Here is a 20,476-nt window from a genome sequence, read left to right as displayed (position 1 = left end):
GCTCGAACTTCCTCAAGTGAGTGCAGCGCACGGTTCGGGAAGAAAGATGGAAGATAGATAAGATTTCTTGTATGTGGTTTTGAAGGTACATGAAAATGGAGCAGAATGAAGTCGTTAAAGGCTCATTCTGTTTTTTTTATTGACTTTTCTACGTTTGTAGAATATAATATTTCTACAGATGTAGAACAAAAATGGAAGTTGAGAAGTCAAAAAGGAGCACACAATGAGAATGAGAGAAATCAAACGCCTTCCGGAGAGCGAACTGGAGATTATGCAGATCATATGGGCGAGTCCTGCGCCTGTATCCAGGATGTACATTGAGGAAGCACTGCAGGACGTTCATCCGCTGGCGCCAACGACTATTCTCACTCTCCTGACGCGCCTGTGCGAAAAAGGTTTTTTATCTTTAAAAAAGGAAGGGCGTACAAACCTGTATGAGCCGCTGGTACAGGAAAAGGAATATTTGGCGGCAGAGAGCAGGTCTTTTCTTGACAAACTGTTTCACGGCTCAGTGGCTTCTTTTGCCACAGCGCTGTGTGACAGCGGGGTTACGAAGGAGGAGTTGGAGGAACTGAGACGTCTTCTTGAGAAAGGAGAGCTGTAACATGTCTGATATGGCTATTTTGTACATATATCGGTTTTTTTGGGCGGTTTTCCTGGGGGCTATCCTGGCTGCCGGATTTCGGAAGTCCTGGAGTGCAGAGCATGGGAAAACGGTCGGCTGGATGGAAGACAGAGAAAAGGCTGTTGTATGGATGGACCCCATCGTGCTTCCAATCATGTTAGCCTTGTTTCCGTTGATTTACATATGCGCTTATGGTATTTCTGATGGTCTGGAGTATTGCCTTTGTCTGTTTGTGGATGTCTTTGTTTTTGTGAGTCTCTATTTTTCAGGGCTTCTGTTTCTCCTGCCTGCTCTCAGGCGCCGCTACACGGCCAGGACATGCGCAGTTCTTTGGCTGGTGCCTGTATTTCTGTTTTATCAGCCCCATATGATTTATCTGCTGCGGCCGGGCCCTCCCACGGCGGTGCTGTATGTGCCGGGGACGGCCCTGAGAGCGCTTATAGCTGTCTGGGGAGTGGGCTTCCTAGTGCTTTTTGCGTGGAAAATGGCTTCTCACATGTGGTTTTCCATGAGCCTGAGAAGGAATTCAAGTCCGGTGGAGGAGCCGGCAATCCTTGAGAGCTGGGAGAAGATGAAAAGTGAACTCGATGTACATATATCCATTGACCTGAGATACAGTAGCCTGATAGGTACGCCCCTTACAATAGGTCTGAGAAAGAAGAAGGGAGCTACCTATCTGCCGGAGCGTCCCTACACGGCGGAGGAGGCTGAGATGATCTTCTGCCATGAGCTGCACCATGTGCAGCGGGAAGACACGCATACTAGATTTTTCCTGGAATTCTGCAAAGCACTGGGCTGGCTGCACCCTCTTGTGTGGACGGCTGTCAGGAGAGCGCAGGATGACCTGGAGCTTTCCTGTGACGAGATAGTCCTGGAGAAGTACGATGGGGACAGGCGGAAAAAATACGCGGAGCTGCTTCTTGCGACAGCCGGGGAAGGCCGCGGCTTTACGACATGCCTTTCTTCTTCGGCCCGGACCCTGCGCTATCGCATGCGCGCCATTGTAACGACAGGGAAAAAGAAGCTCGGAGTCGGCCTGCTGTTTTCGGTTATGTCGCTGAGCGTTCTTGCCATGGGGAAGATGAGCATTGCAACAGACAGAGCGCCTGCGGCGGAGGTTTTAGGGCTCCGCGAGGACAGCCTCTCTGAGGCATGGCTTATGACAGATGAAACGGAGGATCGGGAGGTCAGGGACTTAGAAGGGCTGACCGAATATCTTTCCGGCCTGCAGGTGGAAAGACTGATACATACGTATGAAATCCTCCCCGAACCGGCCGGATATGAGCTGTCAGGCGTTACTACAGAGGCTGTGAGCTTCCGGGTATATGACGGTTATCTGGAAATCAGTTATCCGGAAAAGAGAGGGACTGTGCTCTGCAACATAAGGGACTCTGTTGACTGGGAAAAAATCCAGTCTTTCGTCTGAGATATCCTGAACCTGAGATATGATGTGCATTAGAACATGCATTAGAAAACAAGAAAGAAATAGTTAAAACTACTTGAAATGCCTGTGAGTTTGATGTAGAATATATTTGTTGTCGAGATAATAAGGACGACACAATCTTATAATATTCCTCCTTAGCTCAGTCGGTAGAGCACTCGGCTGTTAACCGAGTTGTCGTTGGTTCGAGTCCAACAGGGGGAGCTTAAAAAGCCCGTAAATGTGATGTTTACGGGCTTTATTTTTGCGGAGAGTTGATAGTGTTTCCTACAGTTATAGAATAGAGTCAAAGGGGAAGGCAGTGCGGAAGCGGAAATCGGACAGAAGCATGCACTGCCAGACAAAAACCGGCCCTTTAAAGCCGGTTTTTGTCTCCCCACTCGCACATCCCGTCCAGGATGGGGATCAGGGATTTCCCTCTCTCCGTCAGGCTGTACTCCACCTTGGGCGGGATCTGGGGATACTCCTCCCTGTGGACCAGCTGGTCCGCCTCCAGTTCCTTTAAGGTGGAGCTCAGAGTCTTGTAGGAAATTCCCCCGATATATTTTTTCATCTCATTAAATCTCACTACCCCGAACTCCATCAGTGTGTAGAGGATAGTCATCTTGTATTTCCCGTTGATGAGGGACAGCGTGTAGCTGAACCCGGTAGTGCTCAGGTTTTCGTTAGAAATGCATCTCTTGCCCATTTTACACTCTCCTTAAGGTAAGTATGATACTTTGATGTAAGTATCGCACTTTTATGTGCGTACTTGTTTTATGGCATATTCTTGCTATGATTGTAATATCAGCAGCGGGGAATGTCAATCCCGCCAAAATAAGTAAAAGAGGAGAGATAGATTATGAGTAAAAAAATCGTTGTGATCACAGGAAGTCCCAGGAAAAACGGAAACAGCTTTGCCATGACAGACGCCTTTATCAAAGCCGCCGAGGCAAAGGGATACGCAGTGACAAGGTTTGACGCGGCTGCCATGAAGCTGGGCGGCTGCCATGCCTGCGAGACATGCTACAGCACAGGGAAGGCCTGTACTTTTGACGACGACTTCAACACCATTGCCCCGGCTATCCTGGAGGCGGACGGACTGGTATTTACCATGCCGGTTTACTGGTACTCCATCCCGTCACAGATCAAGGCGGTGATAGACCGCATCTATTCCCTGGTGGTGGGCGGCAAGGATATCGCGGGAAAGGAGTGCGCTCTCATCGCCTGCTGCGAGGAGGAGGATCTGACCGTTCTGGACGGCGTGCGGATCCCCATGGAGCGTACCGCAGCCTTAAATAAATGGAAGATGGTGGGCGAGGTGCTTGTCCCCGGCGTGCTGAATGTGGGAGATATTACAAAGACCGACGGCTGTGCCCAGGCGGCAGCTCTGGCAGATAAGTTTTAAATGGGGCGATCAGGGAAAGGAGAACAGATATGGCTAAGAAGATTGTGATCTTAAACGGAAGTCCCCGGAAAAAGGGGAATACATCAGCTCTTGTAAAGTCCTTTACAGAGGGGGCGAAGAGCGCGGGCAACACAGTGACAGAATTCTTCCTGGACAGCATGAATATCCACGGATGCAAGGGCTGCTTTGGAGGCCACAGCAGCAGGGAATGTCCCTGTGTCCAGAAGGACGACATGGAGCAGATCTACCCGGCGGTGCGGGAGTGCGACGTGGTGATCTTTGCCACGCCCCTTTACTACTGGAACATGAGCGGCCAGATCCGGACTGCCATTGACCGTCTGTTTGCCCTGGAGGAGGGGGACGGCAATCTCCTCAGAGGGCATGACAGATCCTCCGCCCTTCTGATGGCCGCGGAGGGCAATGGATTTGAGGATGTCCTTCTCTACTACGACCATCTGATGGAGCACCTGAGATGGGAGAACCTGGGCCATGTCCTGGCCGGCGGAAACGGCGATGTGGGAGATATCGACGGGAAGCCGGAGCTTCAGGAGGCCTACGAGCTGGGGAAGTCTATCCGGTAATTTCGCATGCATGATTTCACAGGATTTTAAAGACTCTATGTCGCTTATACAGGCGGCATGGGGTCTTTTTCTGTTGCTCAAAAAAAGACGGCCTGGCGGCGGAGGTTACCGCCAGGTAACTACGGCACAAAAAAGTGCGTACTTGTGCCTGGGCACCTCCGCTCATAAAATAAACACAGAAAAGGGAGGACAGAAATGCCGGAAAAGAAGCGGAGATGAACATAGCATGAATAAAACAGGATTTCAGGTGGATAGAAATACATGTATGGGCTGCGGGCTGTGCACCCGGGTCTGCCCGGGAGGCATTCTCTCCCTGGACGGGGAGGGAAAGGTGCAAATGGCGGAGTTTGAGGAATTCGGCTGGAAGGGCTGCTGGAAATGTGAGCACTGCCTGGCAGTCTGCCCGGCGGGGGCCCTCTCCATTTTCGAGCACCGGCCAGAGGACAGTCTCTCCCCGGTGAAGGCTGCCGATGCGGCGCCGGTGCTGGACGCGTTGATCGCCAACAGGCACTCCGGCAGGCGCTACCACGATCGGAATGTGGATCCCGGCGTCATCCGGGACATGATCGGCCGGCTGGCAAATGCCCCCAACGGGGGCAACAAGCAGCAGGTGGAGTTCACGCTGATCGACGACAAGGAGCGGATGAAGCGGCTGCGGAGCATGGCTTTCCGTGAGATGGAGACTCTGGCCGGGCAGGGCATTTACCCGGAGGGCTTTGACCGGGCGTCCTACGAGGACATGAAGCGGTGGCGACAGACCGTTCGGCCGGATATGCTTTTTTGTGGAGCGCCGCACCTTCTCATTCCCCACGCCCCTTTGGGAAAGGGGGAGCCAGTGCAGGACGTGCTGGTGGCAGGAACCTATTTTGAGCTGCTCTGCGCCTCCAGGGGGCTGGGGGCCGTGATGCTGACCTTTCCTCTGGCAGCCCTTAAGAGGATGCCCCGGATCATGGCCATGCTGGAGATACCCGAGGATCACTATACAGGGATGTTCATAGGGTTTGGCTATCCTGAGATTTCCTATAAGAGAGGCGTACAGAAGACCGTGGATCCGGGACGGATACACCGGCCGGCATTTTAGAGCGCATTTCAGAATACATTTTAGAATACATTTTGGAGGAGAATATCATGAACGCACAGGATTTTCTGCAGATTTTGAGAGAGGTAAAGGATGTGACATTTGCCACCACAGATGAAAACGGCAGGCCAAGGGCCCGCATCATCGACGTCATGCTGGTGGAAGAGGGACGGCTGTATTTCTGTACGGCCCGGGGAAAGGACTTCTACCGGGAGCTGACAGAAGGAGGCTATGTGGCGGTGACCGGCATGAACCGGGACTTCCAGATGGTGCGTCTGGAGGGAAAGGCGTGGAAGGTGCCGGAACAGAAAAAGTGGATCGACCGCATTTTTGAGGAGAACCCGGTGATGAATGACGTCTACCCGGGGGACAGCAGATATATACTGGAGCCCTTCTGTCTGGACGGGGGACAGATGGAGTTCTTTGATCTGGGAAAATCTCCCATTCAGAGATGGTCCTTTGTCCTGGGGGAGGAGGCCCCGAGGGAGAAAGGATTTCTCATCACGGAGGCCTGCATCGGATGCGGTAAATGCAGCCGAAGCTGCCCCCAGAAATGTATAGACCGGCGTACAGACTGCCATGAGGACCGCTGTAAAGAGCGGCGGGAAGCTTCTGGGGACAGCGGTGCTCCCTATGTGATCCGCCAGGAAAACTGCCTGCACTGCGGGCTCTGCCAGGAAAACTGCCCTGTGAGCGCCATTGTAAGGAGAGGAGAGAGAGCATGCTAAGAGAGATGATCACACTGTTAATAGAAAGAAGGGATTTCTTCCTGGGGCTCCTGGGAGAGCATCTGGGGATTTCCCTGACAGCCATTCTGATCGCTGTCCTGCTGGGCGGCCTTATGGGAATTCTGATCAGCGAGTTTGACAGGTCGGCAAAGCCCGCCCTGGCGGTCATCAATTTTCTCTACACGATTCCCTCCATCTCCATGCTGGGATTTCTTATTCCCTTTTCCGGAGTGGGGGATGCCACGGCTGTCATCGCCCTCACGGTGTATGCCCTCCTTCCCATGGTGCGGAACACCCACACGGGTATAGCGAACGTGGATCCGGCAATCCTGGAGGCGGCTAAAGGCATGGGCAGCACCCGGATGCAGATTCTCCTGAAGGTTCGGCTGCCCCTTGCCATGCCGGTGATCATGTCCGGCATCCGCAGCATGGTGACCATGACCATTGCCCTTGCAGGTATCGCCTCCTTTATTGGAGCCGGCGGCCTGGGCGTTGCCATTTACCGGGGCATTACCACTAACAACAGCGCCATGACCATGGCGGGGAGTCTGCTCATCGCCCTGTTGGCGCTTCTGGTGGATTCCCTTCTGGGATTTGTAGAGAAGAGGCTGCGGAAGCGCAGCGCCAGGGCCAGGAAGACCAACCGGGCGCTGGGCGCGGCCGCTCTGGTTCTCTGTGCCTGCCTGCTTATCGCCACGCTGTCTGGAAGGCAGACCCAGGATACGATCCGCATTGCGACAAAGCCCATGACCGAGCAGTATGTGCTGGGAGAGATGCTGGATATTCTCATAGAGAAGGACACGGACCTGAATGTAGAGCTGACCCAGGGTGTGGGCGGCGGCACTTCCAATATAGAGCCGGCCATGGAGAGCGGAGAGTTTGACATGTACCCGGAGTACACCGGCACCGCCTGGAACATGGTCATGAAAGAGGATGGACTGTACACAGAGGATCTCTTTGACAGTCTGCAGAAGTATTACAATGAGGAGCTCTCTATGGAGTGGACCGGCATGTACGGGTTCAACAACACCTACGGCCTGGTGGTCCGCCGGGAGATCGCGGAGCAGTATGACCTGAAGACATACTCGGATCTTGCCGCGGTGTCTGATCAGCTTGTGTTCGGGGCGGAGTACGATTTCTTTGAGCGGGAGGACGGTTACGACGCCCTCTGTGACACCTACGGGTTCCATTTCAGGGAGACCATGGACATGGATATCGGGCTGAAATACCAGGCCATAGACCAGGGGCAGATCGATGTCATGGTGATCTTCACCACGGACGGCCAGCTCTCCGCTTCGGACGTGACTGTGCTGGAGGACGATAAGCAGTTCTATCCCTCCTACATGTGCGGCAATGTGGTCCGCAGCCAGGTACTGGAGGAGCACCCGGAGCTGGAGCAGGTATTTGAAAAGGTGACCGGGATTATTACGGACAGCGACATGGCTGCCATGAACTACGCAGTGGAGACAGAGGGCAGGGAGCCAAGGGACGTGGCGGAGGAATTCCTCGAGAGCCGCGGGCTTCTGTAAGGAGGATGCAAGGATGAGTACAGAGATGAATACAGTAACGAATACAGAAATGAATATAGAGATCGAATTTAAGGACATCAAAAAGGTATACGGGGAAAAGGTGGTCATGGAGCATTTCAGCCTCCAGGTGAGAAAGGGAGAGTTTGTCACCATCATCGGCTCCTCCGGCTGCGGCAAGACTACGGCGCTGAAGATGGTGAACGGTCTGATCCGGCCCGATGCAGGGGATATCCTCATTCACGGGGAGAACATCCGGGACAAGGACCAGACCCGGCTGCGCCGGGGGATTGGCTACGCCATCCAGGGGAGCGTCCTGTTTCCCCACATGACGGTGGAGCAGAATATTTCCTATGTGCCCAGCCTGTTGAATGGCCGGGACAGAGCCAGGACAAAGGCGGCAGTGTCAAAGTGGATGAAGATTGTGGGGCTTGATGAGGAACTGAAGGAGAGGTATCCGGCAGAGCTCTCCGGCGGGCAGCAGCAGAGGGTGGGGATCGCCCGGGCGCTGGCCGCATCCCCGGAGATCCTGCTCATGGATGAGCCCTTCGGCGCTGTGGATGAGATTACCAGAGGCCAGCTCCAGGAGGAGCTCCTACGGATCTACAGGGAGACCGGGATCACAGTGCTCTTTGTGACCCACGACATCGGCGAGGCGCTGAAGCTGGGGACAAAGGTACTGGTCCTGGATCAGGGGGAAATCCAGCAGTACGCCCCTCCGGCGGAGCTCCTCAGTCGGCCCGCCACTCCCTTTGTGGAGCGGCTTGTGGAGAGGGAGAGAAGGACCTGCCACCTGCCGGAGGAACGGCTGAAGGACTGTGAGTTCAGCGGCGCGGCGGGGAGGTAGAGGGGAGAGCGAGACCTTGCGGATGTGCTGCGGAACTGAAAAAATGCTGCCCGGCCTACGCCGGACAGCAAAAAACTTATATTCTTTTCATAAATCTGAGCAAAACCTTTCCCAGTGCCAGCACGAGAACCGCCGAGGCGATGGCTTCCGGGATGCCGGAGGCAGTGATGGTTCCCATGATCAGGCCCCACACGGCTGTGATGCCTACGTTCTGTGCCTGGGCGTACTGCTGGGCGAAGAGCAGGTAAATGCTGCCCATGACAGTCACTGTGTTGACCATGGCGCCCACAAATCCGGTGATGGGAAGGGCGATAGTCTGGTTCAAATGAACCTTCTCGAAGAGCTTCCACAGCCAGCCGGATACCACGCCGATGAGGATGCGGCATCCCACGGAGATCCAGAGGGCTTTCAGAACGCCGGGAAGTCCGGTGGTGCTCATAAAGGGCGAGAAGGCAAAGGACAGAAGGGTGGGTGCCATGGTGTTGCTTACAAGAGAGCAGATACCGAAGACGCCGCCTAAAATGCCGCCGGCCAGAGGGCCCAGGAGCACAGCTCCGATGATGACGGGAATGTGTACTGTTGTCGCCTTAATTACCGGGAGCTGGATCATGCCAAGCGGTGTGTTCGCGAGGACGATGACGATTGCTGCCATAAGTGCAACACAGACCATCCATCTGGTGTCACGTTTTTTTTCTTTCATTATTCAATTCCTCCTTGTTATCATTCCCGCTGTCGGGATATAATACAATTACGCGGAAAGTATAGCATGAAAGGAAGGATTTGACAATATGCTGAAAGGAAAGACAGTGATCCTGGGGGTGACGGGAGGGATCGCCGCATACAAGAGCGCCTATCTGACGAGCCTTCTCATAAAGGCCGGGGCGGATGTGCAGGTGATCATGACGGATCACGCAAGAGAGTTCATCTCTCCTCTGACCTTCGAGGGACTGACGAACCAGAGATGTCATACAGATACATTTGACCGGAACCACGAGTACAGCACGGAGCATGTCTCCCTGGCCTCCCGGGCGGATGCGGTGATCATCGCGCCGGCCACGGCCAACGTGATCGCCAAGCTGGCCTGCGGGATCGCGGACGATATGCTGACCACCACGGTGCTGGCCTGCGACTGTCCCAAGATCGTGGTGCCCGCCATGAATACCCGGATGTACGACAATCCGGTGACCCAGGACAATCTGGAAAAGCTGAGAAAATATGGCATGACTGTGGTGGAGCCGGCAGCAGGCCGGCTGGCCTGCGGGGACGTGGGCAAGGGGAAAATGCCGGAGCCGGACGTCCTCTTCCAGTACGTGCTCATGGCCTGTGCCTTCCCGAAGGATATGGAGGGAAAGAAGGTTCTTGTGACGGCGGGACCCACCCAGGAGCGGATCGATCCGGTGCGGTACATCACCAACCACTCCACCGGGCGGATGGGCTACAGCATTGCGAAGATCTGCGCCCTGCGGGGAGCCAAGGTGACCCTCGTGACCGGGCAGACGGCCCTGGAGCCCCCTCTCTTTGTGGATGTGGTCCCGGTGGTGTCGGCCAGGGACATGTACGAGGCCGTGGTGGCAGGGAGCGGAGATATGGATGTGGTTATCAAGGCCGCGGCGGTGGCCGACTACCGCCCGGCAGTTACAAGCGACGAGAAGATCAAGAAGTCCGACGGCGACCTGGCCATCGCCATGGAGAGGACCGACGATATCCTGGGGTATCTCGGGCAGCACAAGAGACCGGGACAGTTCCTCTGCGGATTTTCCATGGAGACCCAGAACATGCTGGAGAACTCCCGGGCCAAGCTGGCGAGGAAAAACCTGGACATGATCGTGGCAAATAACCTGAAGGTGCAGGGGGCCGGCTTTGGGACAGACACCAACGTGGTGACCATCATCACGGCAGATATGGAAAAAGAGCTGGAGCTCATGAGCAAGGATGAGGTGGCAGTAAGGATGCTGGACGAGATCCTGGCCCGCATTTAACAGGGAGACAGTTCCGCGCTATAATGGAGATAATAAAAGGGGGTATTACATATGGATGCAAACAGAAGAAAGAGAAATGAACTGGCGGCTCAGAGGGTGATCAAGGGCCTGGAGTCAAGGAATATGGAGGGCTACTATGCGCAGTCTAAAGAGGAAGCGCTGAAAAAGGCGCTGGAGCTGATCCCGGAGGGCAGCTCCGTGGGCTGGGGCGGTTCCATGTCCATCAAGGAGATGGGGCTTCTGGACGCGGTCTGCTCCGGAAATTATACGGTCTATAACCGGGATACCTGCAAGACGCCGGAGGAAAAGAGAAAGACGCAGCTTCAGATCTTTGACAGCGACTATTTCCTGTGCAGCACGAATGCCATCACAGAGGACGGCGTCCTTGTCAATGTGGACGGGACAGCCAACAGAGTGGCCTGCATTTCCTGGGGACCTGCCAATGTAATCATGATCGTGGGTATGAACAAGCTGGTAAAGAGCGTGGAGGACGCTGTGTCCAGAGCTCGCCATGAGGCGGCGCCTATCAATGCCCAGAGGTTCGGGCTGGACACGCCCTGCTCCAGGACAGGCGTATGCGCAAACTGCAAATCCCCGGACACGGTGTGCTGCCAGGTGCTTGTGACAAGGTACTCCAAAGAAAAAGGCAGGATCAAGGTGATCCTTGTGAACGATGAGATGGGATTTTAAGGAGACAGAAAATGGAGATCAGACGGTTTATGGACTGCTTTCTCCCCATGCCTGTGGTGGGAAAGCTTGAGGAGAGCTGCTGGGGAGCCAGGGGCGTTATCCCCAGAGACCAGGACAATGGACTGGAGGACAAGGTGCTGGAGGATCCGGCCCTGACCGGCAAGGTGAATTATACATACTGGGACGGGACGATCCTGCGCGACGAGGATGGGTGCGGAAAGTATCATCTGTTTGCCAGCCGCTGGAACGAGGCGGATGGGTTTGAGAAGGTAAACGGAGAAGGGGGCTGGAGTGGCTCCCTGGCCGTGGAGGCGGTCAGCGACTGCCTGTACGGCCCCTATAACCAGAGGGAGCGGGTGCTCTGGCCGGACAGCCAGGGCGGACTGGGCCACAATGTGTACGTCTTCCGGCTGCGGGAGGACGATCCGGCAGGGAAATACGCAGCGATTGTCAGCGACACCCGGCCCGGAGATATTTTTACCACGGACAGCCTGGACGAGGGAAGATGGGTGTACCGGGGGCCGGTGAAGCTGGATCGGGGATATTTCTTCCGGGCCAACATCTGCATCATCCTGCGGCCGGACGGGGCCTACGAGCTGCTGAACAGAGATGGACTCATCGCCCTGTGCCGGGGCAGTATCCTGGACACCTTCCAGCTGGAGCAGGAAAATCTCTGGCCTCAGGTGGAGGGCCTGCCCATGGTGAACATGGAGGATCCGGTGCTCTGGTACAGCGGCGGCCTGTATCACTGTGTGGTGAACCAGTGGAGCACCAGAAAGGCCTTTTACATCATTTCCGAGAATGGACTGGACAGCTGGAAGCTGGCGGACGGGATTGCCTACTCGCCCACTGTGGATTTCCTGAGATATGAAAATTCTGATGTGGTCAACAGGTGGGATAAGATCGAGCGGCCCGGTGTATACATGGAGTACGGGATCGTGAAGGCCATGACCTTCGCTGTCCTGGATCTGCCCAAGGAGGAGGACAAGGGAAACGACGGCCACGCCAGCAAAGTGATCGTGGTTCCCTTTGACGGCGAGGCCCTCAACCGGTTCGCGAGAGAACAGTATTATGGGAAGCAGACAGAGCTCTGAAAAATTTCTCCTGAAAATTTCTAAATCTTTTCATTGACGAATGGGTTTCAGTTTGCTATAATATGAGTGTTCCGCAAAAACGGGACACTGTGGCGCAGTAGCCAAGTGGTAAGGCACAGGTCTGCAACACCTCGATTCACCGGTTCAAATCCGGTCTGCGCCTCTTATAGAGAAGTGAGAGAAATATCAGCCAAGAGCTGGTATTTTTCTTTTTCATATACAAATATTTACTTAAAGGCTCATGCTGCGAAACAAAGAAGAGCTTCTGTGGTACTTCCTTGGCCGGGCCGCGGAGTATCTCTACAGCAGGACGGGAAAAGGCAGAAGGCTTATATTTAAATTATATTTAAATATGTAAGGAACTGGATTAAGGAAAAGCACAGACAAAGCATGCCCCAAAAAACACAGACAAAGCATGCCCCAAAAAACAGGCTTGACTTCCAACGCTATACTATGGTATATTATTGTGGCGATGGAAGCAGGTCTTTTTTTTATGCCTAAATTTAAGGCGCCCGGTTCAAGACCGCCGGGGCAACACGTCAACATTAAGAAAATGAAGCGAGGTGGAAGTTGTGCGTACAAGAATTACATTAGAGTGTACAGAGTGCAAGCATCGTAACTACAACATGACGAAGGATAAGAAAACTCATCCGGAGCGCATGGAAACAAAGAAATACTGCAGATTCTGTAAATCACACACATTGCACAAAGAAACAAAATAGTCGCTGGCAAAAGGAGTGAATGTCGTGAGTAAGGAAAAAACTCAGAAGAAAAGCTGGTTCAAGGGTCTTAGCTCAGAATTCAAAAAGATCATCTGGCCAGACAAGGTGACACTTGCTAAACAGACAGCAGCGGTTGTTTCCGTATCCGTCGTGCTGGGGATCATCATCGCGATCATCGATTTCCTTGCGCAGAACGGAGTAGATTTTTTAGTAGGACTGTAAGACTGTAAGCAAGAAAGGTGATTATATGTCAGAGGCAAAATGGTACGTTGTTCATACCTATTCCGGGTATGAGAACAAAGTGAAGGCCAACATTGACAAGACAGTGGAGAACAGACATCTGGAGGCGCAGATCCTGGAGGTGCGGGTTCCACTGGAGGATGTTGTGGAGACGAAGAACGGGGTGCAGAAGGTAACACAGAAAAAGATGTTCCCCGGCTATGTGCTCATTCACATGATCATGAATGACGACACATGGTATGTGGTCCGCAACACAAGAGGTGTGACAGGGTTTGTGGGACCTGGCTCCAAGCCGGTACCCCTGACAGACGAGGAGATGGCGCCCCTTGGCATCCGGCGCGAGAATTACGTGGTGGATTACGAGGTGGGCGACAGCGTCAAGGTCATCGCCGGTGCATGGGCGGATACAGTGGGTGTTGTGCAGTCCATCAATGCCGCTAAGCAGAGCCTGACCATCAATGTTGAGCTGTTTGGCCGCGAAACGCCAGTAGAAATAAGTTTCGCTGAAGTGAAAAAATTGTAGTCAGTAGTGGGAGGGACGTCCGTCCCGACAATACCACAAGGAGGTAATGAAAATGGCAAAAAAAGTAGAAGGTTATATCAAATTACAGATTCCTGCCGGCAAGGCAACTCCGGCTCCTCCGGTCGGACCTGCACTTGGACAGCACGGAGTTAACATTGTTGAGTTCACAAAGCAGTTCAACGCAAAGACAGCTGACCAGGGAGATCTGATTATCCCTGTAGTAATCACCGTTTACAACGACAGAAGCTTCAGCTTCGTTACAAAGACACCTCCGGCAGCAGTCCTGATCAAGAAGGCCTGCAATCTGAAATCCGGTTCCGGTGTGCCGAACAAACAGAAAGTTGCAAAGATCACAAAGGCTCAGCTTCAGGAGATCGCTGAGACAAAGATGCCTGACCTGAACGCAGCAAGCCTTGAGGCAGCTATGAGCATGATCGCAGGTACATGCAGGAGCATGGGTGTTACAGTAGAAGAGTAAGAGCGATTTGAGTCAACAGGAACAGTAAGTGGGAGGGTTATCCCGACATTACCACAAGGAGGTATTTTTTAAAATGAAAAGAGGAAAGAAATATACAGAAGCTGCAAAAGCTATCGAGAGAGGAACACTCTACGACAAAGAAGAGGCAATTTCTTTAGTAAAGAAGACAGCAGTGGCAAAATTCGATGAGACTATTGAGGCTCACATCAGAACAGGCTGTGACGGACGTCACGCTGATCAGCAGATCCGCGGCGCCGTTGTACTGCCCCACGGAACTGGTAAGAAGGTGCGCATCCTCGTGTTTGCGAAAGACGCAAAGGCTGAGGAGGCAAAGGCAGCAGGCGCTGACTACGTAGGCGGCGATGAGCTGATCCCGAAGATCCAGAACGAGAACTGGTTTGAGTTCGACGTAGTAGTTGCTACACCAGACATGATGGGCGTTGTTGGACGTCTCGGACGTGTACTTGGACCCAAGGGCCTGATGCCGAACCCGAAGGCTGGAACAGTAACCATGGATGTTACAAAGGCAATCCAGGACATCAAAGCTGGTAAGATCGAATACAGACTTGACAAGACAAACATTATCCACGTGCCGATCGGTAAGGCTTCCTTTACCGAGGAGCAGCTTGCAGACAACTTCCAGACGCTTATTGATGCGATCAACAAGGCCAGACCGGCAGCTGTAAAGGGTCAGTTCTTAAAGAGCGTGACACTTACATCTACAATGGGACCTGGCGTGAAGCTTAATCCGGTTAAGCTGGCTTAATCAGAGAGCAGAGATTGACGCATATACACACCCCGGAGACATTGTTTTGAGAACAGTGCCCGGGGTGTTTTTCTGTTGCACTGCCAGAGAGTGTGGTGGCAGGAGCTGTGGCGGTCTGCGCGGCAGTCAGAAGCAGGCGCAGAAAAACCGAGTAATACCCGGTGTAGAGCTATAAAAAACCGGAAAAAGTTGAAAAATACATTGACAAGTATAAACAAGTGTGCTAAATTACAGTAGTAACTGCCGAAGACAGCAGGTGCTGAAAAGCGTAAGTATGAAAACGCCTGCCGAGGAAGAATAGATTTAGTACGTTGTGTATGAATTTCTACCCCTCTGTGTCTTTGGGCGCAGAGGGGATTTTTATTCAGCCATCAATCTGTCGGCGGTGCAAGAACCAAAATCTAACAAGGAGGTGCACCATTCGTGGCAAAAGTTGAGTTAAAACAGCCTATCGTTCAGGCGATTGTTGATGACATCACAGGCGCTGAGTCAGTCGTGCTGGTTGACTACCGCGGATTAACTGTTGCTCAGGACACAGAGCTCCGTAAGCAGTTAAGAGAAGCTGGTATCATCTACAAAGTCTGCAAGAACACAATGATGAAGAGAGCTTTTGAGGGAACAGAGTTCGCTGCTCTGGAAGAGCATCTGGAAGGCCCCAGCGCTATCGCCATCTCTAAGGATGACGCTACAGCTCCGGCAAGGATCCTGTGCAAATTCGCTAAGGATGCAAAGGCTCTTGAGTTAAAGGGCGGTGTTGTCGAAGGAACAGTTTACGACGTTGCTGGACTGACTGAACTGGCTAAGATCCCGTCAAGAGAAGAGCTTCTCTCCAGACTGCTTGGAAGCATGCAGTCACCGATCACAAACTTTGCTCGCGTTATCAAGCAGATCGCAGAGCAGGGTGGAGAGGCCGCTCCTGCAGAGGAGAGCGCAGAGGCTCCGGCTGAGGAAGCTCCCGCAGCAGAGGCAGCAGAGACACCGGCTGAGTAATCAGCGGTTTGAGTCTGACAGGAAAAGCAGACGACTGGCAGCTGCCTGACAGCAGCCAGCAGAGACACCAAACAGGGTTTGGAAGATTAAAAAATCAAAAAGAAATTAATGGAGGACAATGAAATGGCTAAGTTAACAACAGCTGAAATGATCGATGCGATCAAAGAGTTATCAGTATTAGAATTAAACGAGTTAGTTAAAGCATGCGAAGAAGAGTTCGGCGTATCTGCAGCAGCAGGCGTTGTAGTTGCGGCAGCAGCCGGAGACGGAGCTGCAGCAGCAGAGGAGAAGGACGAGTTTGATGTAGAGCTTGTAGCAGCAGGCGCTTCCAAGGTTAAGGTTATCAAGGTTGTTCGTGAGATCACAGGTCTTGGCCTGAAAGAGGCTAAAGAGCTTGTTGACGGCGCACCGAAGGTTGTTAAAGAGGGCGCTTCCAAGGCTGAGGCTGAGGAGATCAAGGCTAAACTCGAGGCTGAGGGCGCAGAGGTTAACCTTAAATAATTCAAGTGTTCAGAGCAAAGCATATAAATTTGAACATGACAAATTGTTTATAAAAAACAGAGAGGACCGCTTGAGGGTTTTACAACAGAAGACCCGCAAGCGGCCTTTTTTCGCGCTTTTGTTGGAAGCGGAAATGCGGCGGGATCGGGAATTGTGTCTGTTGGGACACAATTCCCCGGGGATACATGCACAACGATACACCGGTTGACTTAATTTCAGACGTAATACTTTTCAAAAGTATTACGTCTGAAATTAAAAAAGTCCTTGACACCCCTCCAGGGCTTGTTGTATTATATAGGGTGCATCATTATGAAAAACTGTGTCATTATCGATGGCACAATGTGCGAGAGTGTAATAAAAACAGGGGGTTTGCTCGGTTAAACCTCACAAAAAATAAACGAGGAGTGAAACGTCATATGGAGAAAAACAGAATTCGTCCTATTAAAAGTGGAAAAAATTCCCGCATGAGCTATTCCAGGCAAAAAGAAGTGCTTCAGATGCCCAACCTGATCGAAGTCCAGAAAGACTCCTATCAGTGGTTCCTTGACGAGGGATTAAAAGAAGTATTTGATGACATTTCTCCGATCACAGACTACAGCGGCAAGCTCAGCCTGGAGTTTGTGGATTTCACCTTGTGCGAGAAAGACGTAAAGTACTCGATCGAGGAGTGTAAGGAGCGCGATGCCACCTATGCGGCCCCGCTGAAGGTGCGCGTAAGGCTTCACAACAAGGAGACAGACGAGATCAATGAGCATGAGATCTTCATGGGAGACCTGCCGCTGATGACAGCGACGGGAACTTTTGTGATCAATGGTGCAGAGCGAGTTATCGTAAGCCAGCTCGTGCGTTCGCCCGGTATCTACTACGGCATCGCGCATGACAAGCTGGGTAAAAGACTGTTTTCCTCCACTGTCATTCCAAACCGGGGAGCATGGCTGGAATATGAGACAGATTCAAATGACGTTTTCTATGTGCGTGTAGACAGAACAAGGAAGGTGCCGATCACTGTGCTGATCCGCGCCCTCGGCATTGGGACCAATCCCGAGATCATTGACCTGTTCGGCGAGGAGCCCAAGATCCTGGCCAGCTTTGAGAAGGATGCTGCTACAAACTACCAGGAAGGTCTTCTCGAGCTGTACAAGAAGATCCGTCCCGGCGAGCCGCTCGCGGTGGACAGCGCGGAGAGCCTGATCACAAGCATGTTCTTTGATCCGAGACGCTACGACCTTGCCAAAGTCGGACGCTATAAATTCAACAAGAAGCTGATGCTGAGAAACCGCATCGCAGGTCACGTGCTGGCCGAGGACGCGGTGAGCCCCATCACCGGAGAGGTGATTGCCGAGGCGGGCACCAAGCTGACAAGAGAGATGGCGGACGACATCCAGAACGCGGCCATTCCCTACGTGTGGATCGACAGGCCGGAGGAGGAGAGAAAGGTAAAAGTCCTCTCCAACATGATGGTGGACCTGCAGTCCATCGTGGACATTGATCCCAAGGAAGTGGGCGTGACAGAGCTGGTATACTATCCTGTGCTGTCCGGGCTTCTGGAGGAGACGGCAGGGGATATCGACGAGCTCAAGAGCGCCATCAAGCGGGATATCCACGACCTGATCCCGAAGCATATTACAAAGGAAGATATTCTTGCTTCCATTAACTATAATATCCATCTGGAGTACGGCCTTGGAAATGACGATGACATCGACCACCTGGGCAACCGTCGTATCCGCGCCGTGGGCGAGCTGCTCCAGAACCAGTACAGGATCGGTCTGTCCCGTCTGGAGAGAGTGGTTCGAGAGAGGATGACCACACAGGATCTGGAGGGCATTTCACCCCAGTCCCTGATCAATATCAAGCCTGTGACCGCTGCTGTGAAGGAGTTCTTCGGATCCTCCCAGCTGTCCCAGTTCATGGATCAGAACAACCCTCTGGGCGAGCTGACTCACAAGAGACGTCTGTCCGCCCTCGGACCTGGCGGTCTGTCCAGAGACCGTGCCGGATTTGAGGTCCGCGACGTACATTATTCCCACTACGGAAGAATGTGCCCCATCGAGACGCCTGAGGGACCCAACATCGGTCTGATCAACTCCCTCGCATGCTACGCGAGGATCAACCAGTACGGATTTGTTGAGGCTCCGTACAGAAAAATAGATAAATCTGACCCGAAAAATCCGAGAGTCACAGACGAAGTTGTCTACATGACAGCAGATGAAGAGGACAACTATCATGTGGCGCAGGCGAACACGCCTCTGGATGAGGAAGGTCATTTCGTACACAAAAATGTGTCCGGTCGTTACCGGGAGGAGACACAGGAGTATGAGCGCTCCATGTTCGACTACATGGACGTGTCCCCGAAGATGGTGTTCTCCGTGGCGACAGCCCTGATCCCCTTCCTGCAGAACGACGACGCCAACCGTGCGCTGATGGGATCCAACATGCAGCGCCAGGCAGTGCCGCTTCTCATGACCGAGGCCCCTGTGGTTGGTACAGGTATGGAGGAGAAGGCAGCTGTTGACTCCGGCGTGTGCGTGCTGGCAGAGGAGGGCGGCGTTGTAGAGCGCTCCACCTCTAATGAGATCACCATCCGTCAGGATGACGGCATGCTTAAGAAATACAAGCTGACCAAGTTCCAGCGAAGCAACCAGAGCAACTGCTACAACCAGAGACCTATCGTCTTCAAGGGCGACCGGGTGGAGAAGGGTGAAGTCATCGCGGACGGACCTTCCACATCCAACGGCGAGATGGCCCTTGGAAAGAACCCCCTCATCGGCTTCATGACATGGGAGGGCTACAACTACGAGGACGCGGTTCTCTTAAGCGAGAGGCTGGTACAGGACGACGTTTACACATCCATTCATATAGAAGAGTACGAGGCGGAGGCCCGCGACACCAAGCTGGGACCTGAGGAGATCACAAGGGACATCCCCGGCGTGGGTGATGACGCCCTGAAGAACCTGGATGAGAGAGGAATCATCCGCATCGGCGCTGAGGTCCGCGCAGGCGATATCCTTGTCGGAAAAGTAACTCCCAAGGGAGAGACAGAGCTGACAGCGGAGGAGAGACTTCTGCGCGCCATCTTTGGCGAGAAGGCCAGAGAGGTGAGAGACACCTCCCTGAAGGTACCCCACGGCGAGTACGGTATCGTGGTGGATGCCAAAGTGTTTACAAGGGAGAACGGCGACGAGCTGTCACCCGGCGTGAACCAGGCGGTCCGCATCTACATTGCCCAGAAGAGAAAGATCTCCGTGGGTGACAAGATGGCCGGACGTCACGGAAACAAGGGTGTCGTTTCCCGTGTGCTTCCCGTGGAGGATATGCCCTTCCTGCCAAACGGACGTCCTCTGGACATCGTGCTGAACCCGCTGGGCGTGCCTTCCCGTATGAACATCGGACAGGTGCTGGAGATCCATCTGTCGCTGGCTGCCAAGGCCCTGGGCTTCAACATTGCCACACCGGTATTTGACGGAGCTGACGAGAACGATATCATGGACACTCTGGATCTGGCCAACGACTACGTGAACTTGAGCTGGGAAGAGTTTGAGGCAAAACACAAAGAGGAGCTGCTCCCGGAGGTACTCCAGTATCTCTCTGACAACAGAGACCACAGAGAGCTGTGGAAGGGGGTTCCCATCTCCAGAGACGGTAAGGTGCGTCTGCGGGACGGCCGTACCGGCGAGTTCTTCGACAGCCCGGTTACCATCGGGCACATGCACTATCTGAAGCTGCACCACCTGGTAGACGACAAGATCCATGCCCGCTCTACCGGCCCCTACTCACTGGTAACACAGCAGCCTCTGGGAGGAAAAGCCCAGTTCGGCGGACAGCGTTTCGGAGAGATGGAGGTTTGGGCTCTGGAGGCCTACGGTGCATCCTACACACTGCAGGAGATCCTGACAGTGAAATCCGACGATGTGGTGGGGCGTGTGAAGACATACGAGGCCATCATCAAAGGGGAGAACATTCCGGAGCCAGGTATTCCCGAGGCCTTCAAGGTACTGCTCAAGGAGCTGCAGTCACTGGCGCTGGATGTCCGCGTGCTGCAGGGCGGCGAAGAGGTGGAGATCCTGGAGACCGTGGATATGGGAGAGACAGATTTCCGCTCACTGATGAACGAGGACAGAAAATACCACAGTGACGACGAGAACCTGGGAGACCACGGCTACACTGCGCAGGAATTCCAGGGCGAGGAGCTTGTGGACGTGGAAGAGCCTGACAGCGATGCCGAGGACGACGATCTGGGTATCGAGTTTAACGAAATATCAGACGATGAATTTTAGGAAGGG

General features: G+C 53.4%; 21 protein-coding genes, 2 tRNA genes and 1 other annotated feature. Of the genes, 21 read left to right on the top strand and 2 right to left on the bottom strand.

Annotated features, from left to right (window positions below):
• Positions 1 to 229 precede the first annotated feature (229 nt).
• From NI21_RS0115725 to NI21_RS0115715, 3 genes are all read left to right on the top strand, one after another.
• Positions 230 to 604 carry a BlaI/MecI/CopY family transcriptional regulator gene (locus NI21_RS0115725; protein ID WP_033127151.1) on the top strand — a complete coding sequence of 125 codons (375 nt, stop codon included), beginning with the start codon at positions 230 to 232 and terminating at the stop codon, positions 602 to 604.
• A 388-nt stretch (positions 605 to 992) separates the two neighbouring features.
• Positions 993 to 2,051: a M56 family metallopeptidase gene (locus NI21_RS0115720; RefSeq protein WP_191428896.1), complete on the top strand. Its 1,059-nt coding sequence runs from the start codon at positions 993 to 995 to the stop codon at positions 2,049 to 2,051.
• Between the two features lie 146 nt (positions 2,052 to 2,197).
• A tRNA-Asn gene (locus NI21_RS0115715) sits at positions 2,198 to 2,270 on the top strand.
• Positions 2,271 to 2,421: 151 nt separating this feature from the next.
• Here the strand turns inward: NI21_RS0115715 and NI21_RS0115710 are convergent.
• The gene (locus tag NI21_RS0115710) at positions 2,422 to 2,754 is read right to left on the bottom strand and encodes a helix-turn-helix domain-containing protein (protein WP_033127149.1); all 333 of its coding nucleotides are present in this window, start codon (positions 2,752 to 2,754) and stop codon (positions 2,422 to 2,424) included.
• Between the two features lie 153 nt (positions 2,755 to 2,907).
• Between NI21_RS0115710 and NI21_RS0115705 the strand changes: the two genes are divergently transcribed.
• The 6 genes from NI21_RS0115705 (at position 2,908) to NI21_RS0115680 (ending at position 8,213) form a co-directional block, all read left to right on the top strand.
• Positions 2,908 to 3,453, top strand: coding sequence for a flavodoxin family protein (locus NI21_RS0115705; RefSeq protein ID WP_033127148.1), 546 nt, complete (start codon positions 2,908 to 2,910; stop codon positions 3,451 to 3,453).
• Between the two features lie 29 nt (positions 3,454 to 3,482).
• Positions 3,483 to 4,034 carry a flavodoxin family protein gene (locus NI21_RS0115700; RefSeq protein ID WP_033127147.1) on the top strand — a complete coding sequence of 184 codons (552 nt, stop codon included), beginning with the start codon at positions 3,483 to 3,485 and terminating at the stop codon, positions 4,032 to 4,034.
• A gap of 226 nt (positions 4,035 to 4,260) precedes the next feature.
• Positions 4,261 to 5,115 (top strand): nitroreductase family protein, encoded by an 855-nt coding sequence (locus NI21_RS0115695; protein WP_033127146.1) that lies wholly within the window; start codon positions 4,261 to 4,263, stop codon positions 5,113 to 5,115.
• 47 nt (positions 5,116 to 5,162) lie between these two features.
• Positions 5,163 to 5,840 (top strand): 4Fe-4S binding protein, encoded by a 678-nt coding sequence (locus tag NI21_RS0115690; protein ID WP_033127145.1) that lies wholly within the window; start codon positions 5,163 to 5,165, stop codon positions 5,838 to 5,840.
• Positions 5,834 to 7,369, top strand: coding sequence for a glycine betaine ABC transporter substrate-binding protein (locus NI21_RS0115685; protein ID WP_033127144.1), 1,536 nt, complete (start codon positions 5,834 to 5,836; stop codon positions 7,367 to 7,369). The genes NI21_RS0115690 and NI21_RS0115685 overlap by 7 nt, the downstream gene beginning before the upstream one ends.
• Positions 7,370 to 7,382: 13 nt before the next feature.
• Complete coding sequence (locus NI21_RS0115680; RefSeq protein ID WP_369792852.1) at positions 7,383 to 8,213, top strand: ABC transporter ATP-binding protein; 831 nt, start codon at positions 7,383 to 7,385, stop codon at positions 8,211 to 8,213.
• Positions 8,214 to 8,289: 76 nt separating this feature from the next.
• On the opposite strand, the gene NI21_RS0115675 is transcribed toward NI21_RS0115680, so the two are convergent.
• On the bottom strand, positions 8,290 to 8,913 hold the full coding sequence (locus NI21_RS0115675) for an ECF transporter S component (RefSeq protein WP_033127143.1): 624 nt from the start codon (positions 8,911 to 8,913) through the stop codon (positions 8,290 to 8,292).
• Positions 8,914 to 9,001: 88 nt separating this feature from the next.
• Here NI21_RS0115675 and coaBC point away from each other — a divergent pair, with 88 nt between their 5' ends.
• From coaBC to NI21_RS0115620, 12 genes are all read left to right on the top strand, one after another.
• Positions 9,002 to 10,192: a bifunctional phosphopantothenoylcysteine decarboxylase/phosphopantothenate--cysteine ligase CoaBC gene (coaBC, locus tag NI21_RS0115670; protein WP_033127142.1), complete on the top strand. Its 1,191-nt coding sequence runs from the start codon at positions 9,002 to 9,004 to the stop codon at positions 10,190 to 10,192.
• Positions 10,193 to 10,243: 51 nt separating this feature from the next.
• Positions 10,244 to 10,882, top strand: a complete 639-nt coding sequence (locus NI21_RS0115665) for a lactate utilization protein (protein WP_033127141.1) — start codon at positions 10,244 to 10,246, stop codon at positions 10,880 to 10,882.
• 11 nt (positions 10,883 to 10,893) lie between these two features.
• Entirely contained in the window at positions 10,894 to 11,976 is a 1,083-nt protein-coding gene (locus NI21_RS0115660) for a hypothetical protein (RefSeq protein ID WP_052084214.1), read from the top strand.
• A gap of 91 nt (positions 11,977 to 12,067) precedes the next feature.
• Positions 12,068 to 12,139, top strand: a tRNA-Cys gene (locus NI21_RS0115655).
• Between the two features lie 409 nt (positions 12,140 to 12,548).
• Positions 12,549 to 12,698, top strand: coding sequence for a 50S ribosomal protein L33 (gene rpmG, locus NI21_RS16645; RefSeq protein ID WP_074017771.1), 150 nt, complete (start codon positions 12,549 to 12,551; stop codon positions 12,696 to 12,698).
• 24 nt (positions 12,699 to 12,722) lie between these two features.
• Positions 12,723 to 12,920 carry a preprotein translocase subunit SecE gene (gene secE / locus NI21_RS0115650; protein ID WP_033127140.1) on the top strand — a complete coding sequence of 66 codons (198 nt, stop codon included), beginning with the start codon at positions 12,723 to 12,725 and terminating at the stop codon, positions 12,918 to 12,920.
• A 25-nt stretch (positions 12,921 to 12,945) separates the two neighbouring features.
• A complete protein-coding gene (nusG, locus tag NI21_RS0115645; protein ID WP_033127139.1) occupies positions 12,946 to 13,461 on the top strand; it encodes a transcription termination/antitermination protein NusG in 516 nt (171 codons plus the stop codon).
• A 52-nt stretch (positions 13,462 to 13,513) separates the two neighbouring features.
• Positions 13,514 to 13,939 carry a 50S ribosomal protein L11 gene (gene rplK, locus NI21_RS0115640; RefSeq protein ID WP_033127138.1) on the top strand — a complete coding sequence of 142 codons (426 nt, stop codon included), beginning with the start codon at positions 13,514 to 13,516 and terminating at the stop codon, positions 13,937 to 13,939.
• Positions 13,940 to 14,012: 73 nt separating this feature from the next.
• The gene (gene rplA, locus NI21_RS0115635) at positions 14,013 to 14,705 is read left to right on the top strand and encodes a 50S ribosomal protein L1 (protein WP_033127137.1); all 693 of its coding nucleotides are present in this window, start codon (positions 14,013 to 14,015) and stop codon (positions 14,703 to 14,705) included.
• A 225-nt stretch (positions 14,706 to 14,930) separates the two neighbouring features.
• Positions 14,931 to 15,076 (top strand) — a sequence feature (ribosomal protein L10 leader region).
• A gap of 52 nt (positions 15,077 to 15,128) precedes the next feature.
• Entirely contained in the window at positions 15,129 to 15,695 is a 567-nt protein-coding gene (gene rplJ / locus NI21_RS0115630) for a 50S ribosomal protein L10 (protein ID WP_033127136.1), read from the top strand.
• Between the two features lie 123 nt (positions 15,696 to 15,818).
• Positions 15,819 to 16,196: a 50S ribosomal protein L7/L12 gene (gene rplL / locus NI21_RS0115625; protein ID WP_033127135.1), complete on the top strand. Its 378-nt coding sequence runs from the start codon at positions 15,819 to 15,821 to the stop codon at positions 16,194 to 16,196.
• 416 nt (positions 16,197 to 16,612) lie between these two features.
• On the top strand, positions 16,613 to 20,470 hold the full coding sequence (locus NI21_RS0115620; protein ID WP_033127134.1) for a DNA-directed RNA polymerase subunit beta: 3,858 nt from the start codon (positions 16,613 to 16,615) through the stop codon (positions 20,468 to 20,470).
• Positions 20,471 to 20,476: the final 6 nt, after the last annotated feature.

It is taken from the genome of Eubacterium sp. ER2, from assembly GCF_000765215.1.
Taxonomy (GTDB): domain Bacteria; phylum Bacillota; class Clostridia; order Lachnospirales; family Lachnospiraceae; genus Claveliimonas; species Claveliimonas intestinigallinarum.
The sequence above is the reverse complement of the archived record's forward strand: the minus strand, read 5'-3'. Positions and strand labels throughout refer to the sequence as shown.

Coding starts and splice junctions, on each gene's coding strand:
- NI21_RS0115725 (WP_033127151.1), top strand. CDS start 230: ATGAGAGAAATCAAACGCCTTCCGGAGAGCGAACTGGAGATTATGCAG.
- NI21_RS0115720 (WP_191428896.1), top strand. CDS start 993: ATGATTTATCTGCTGCGGCCGGGCCCTCCCACGGCGGTGCTGTATGTG.
- NI21_RS0115710 (WP_033127149.1), bottom strand. CDS start 2,754: ATGGGCAAGAGATGCATTTCTAACGAAAACCTGAGCACTACCGGGTTC.
- NI21_RS0115705 (WP_033127148.1), top strand. CDS start 2,908: ATGAGTAAAAAAATCGTTGTGATCACAGGAAGTCCCAGGAAAAACGGA.
- NI21_RS0115700 (WP_033127147.1), top strand. CDS start 3,483: ATGGCTAAGAAGATTGTGATCTTAAACGGAAGTCCCCGGAAAAAGGGG.
- NI21_RS0115695 (WP_033127146.1), top strand. CDS start 4,261: ATGAATAAAACAGGATTTCAGGTGGATAGAAATACATGTATGGGCTGC.
- NI21_RS0115690 (WP_033127145.1), top strand. CDS start 5,163: ATGAACGCACAGGATTTTCTGCAGATTTTGAGAGAGGTAAAGGATGTG.
- NI21_RS0115685 (WP_033127144.1), top strand. CDS start 5,834: ATGCTAAGAGAGATGATCACACTGTTAATAGAAAGAAGGGATTTCTTC.
- NI21_RS0115680 (WP_369792852.1), top strand. CDS start 7,383: ATGAGTACAGAGATGAATACAGTAACGAATACAGAAATGAATATAGAG.
- NI21_RS0115675 (WP_033127143.1), bottom strand. CDS start 8,913: ATGAAAGAAAAAAAACGTGACACCAGATGGATGGTCTGTGTTGCACTT.
- coaBC (WP_033127142.1), top strand. CDS start 9,002: ATGCTGAAAGGAAAGACAGTGATCCTGGGGGTGACGGGAGGGATCGCC.
- NI21_RS0115665 (WP_033127141.1), top strand. CDS start 10,244: ATGGATGCAAACAGAAGAAAGAGAAATGAACTGGCGGCTCAGAGGGTG.
- NI21_RS0115660 (WP_052084214.1), top strand. CDS start 10,894: ATGGAGATCAGACGGTTTATGGACTGCTTTCTCCCCATGCCTGTGGTG.
- nusG (WP_033127139.1), top strand. CDS start 12,946: ATGTCAGAGGCAAAATGGTACGTTGTTCATACCTATTCCGGGTATGAG.
- rplK (WP_033127138.1), top strand. CDS start 13,514: ATGGCAAAAAAAGTAGAAGGTTATATCAAATTACAGATTCCTGCCGGC.
- rplA (WP_033127137.1), top strand. CDS start 14,013: ATGAAAAGAGGAAAGAAATATACAGAAGCTGCAAAAGCTATCGAGAGA.
- rplL (WP_033127135.1), top strand. CDS start 15,819: ATGGCTAAGTTAACAACAGCTGAAATGATCGATGCGATCAAAGAGTTA.
- NI21_RS0115620 (WP_033127134.1), top strand. CDS start 16,613: ATGGAGAAAAACAGAATTCGTCCTATTAAAAGTGGAAAAAATTCCCGC.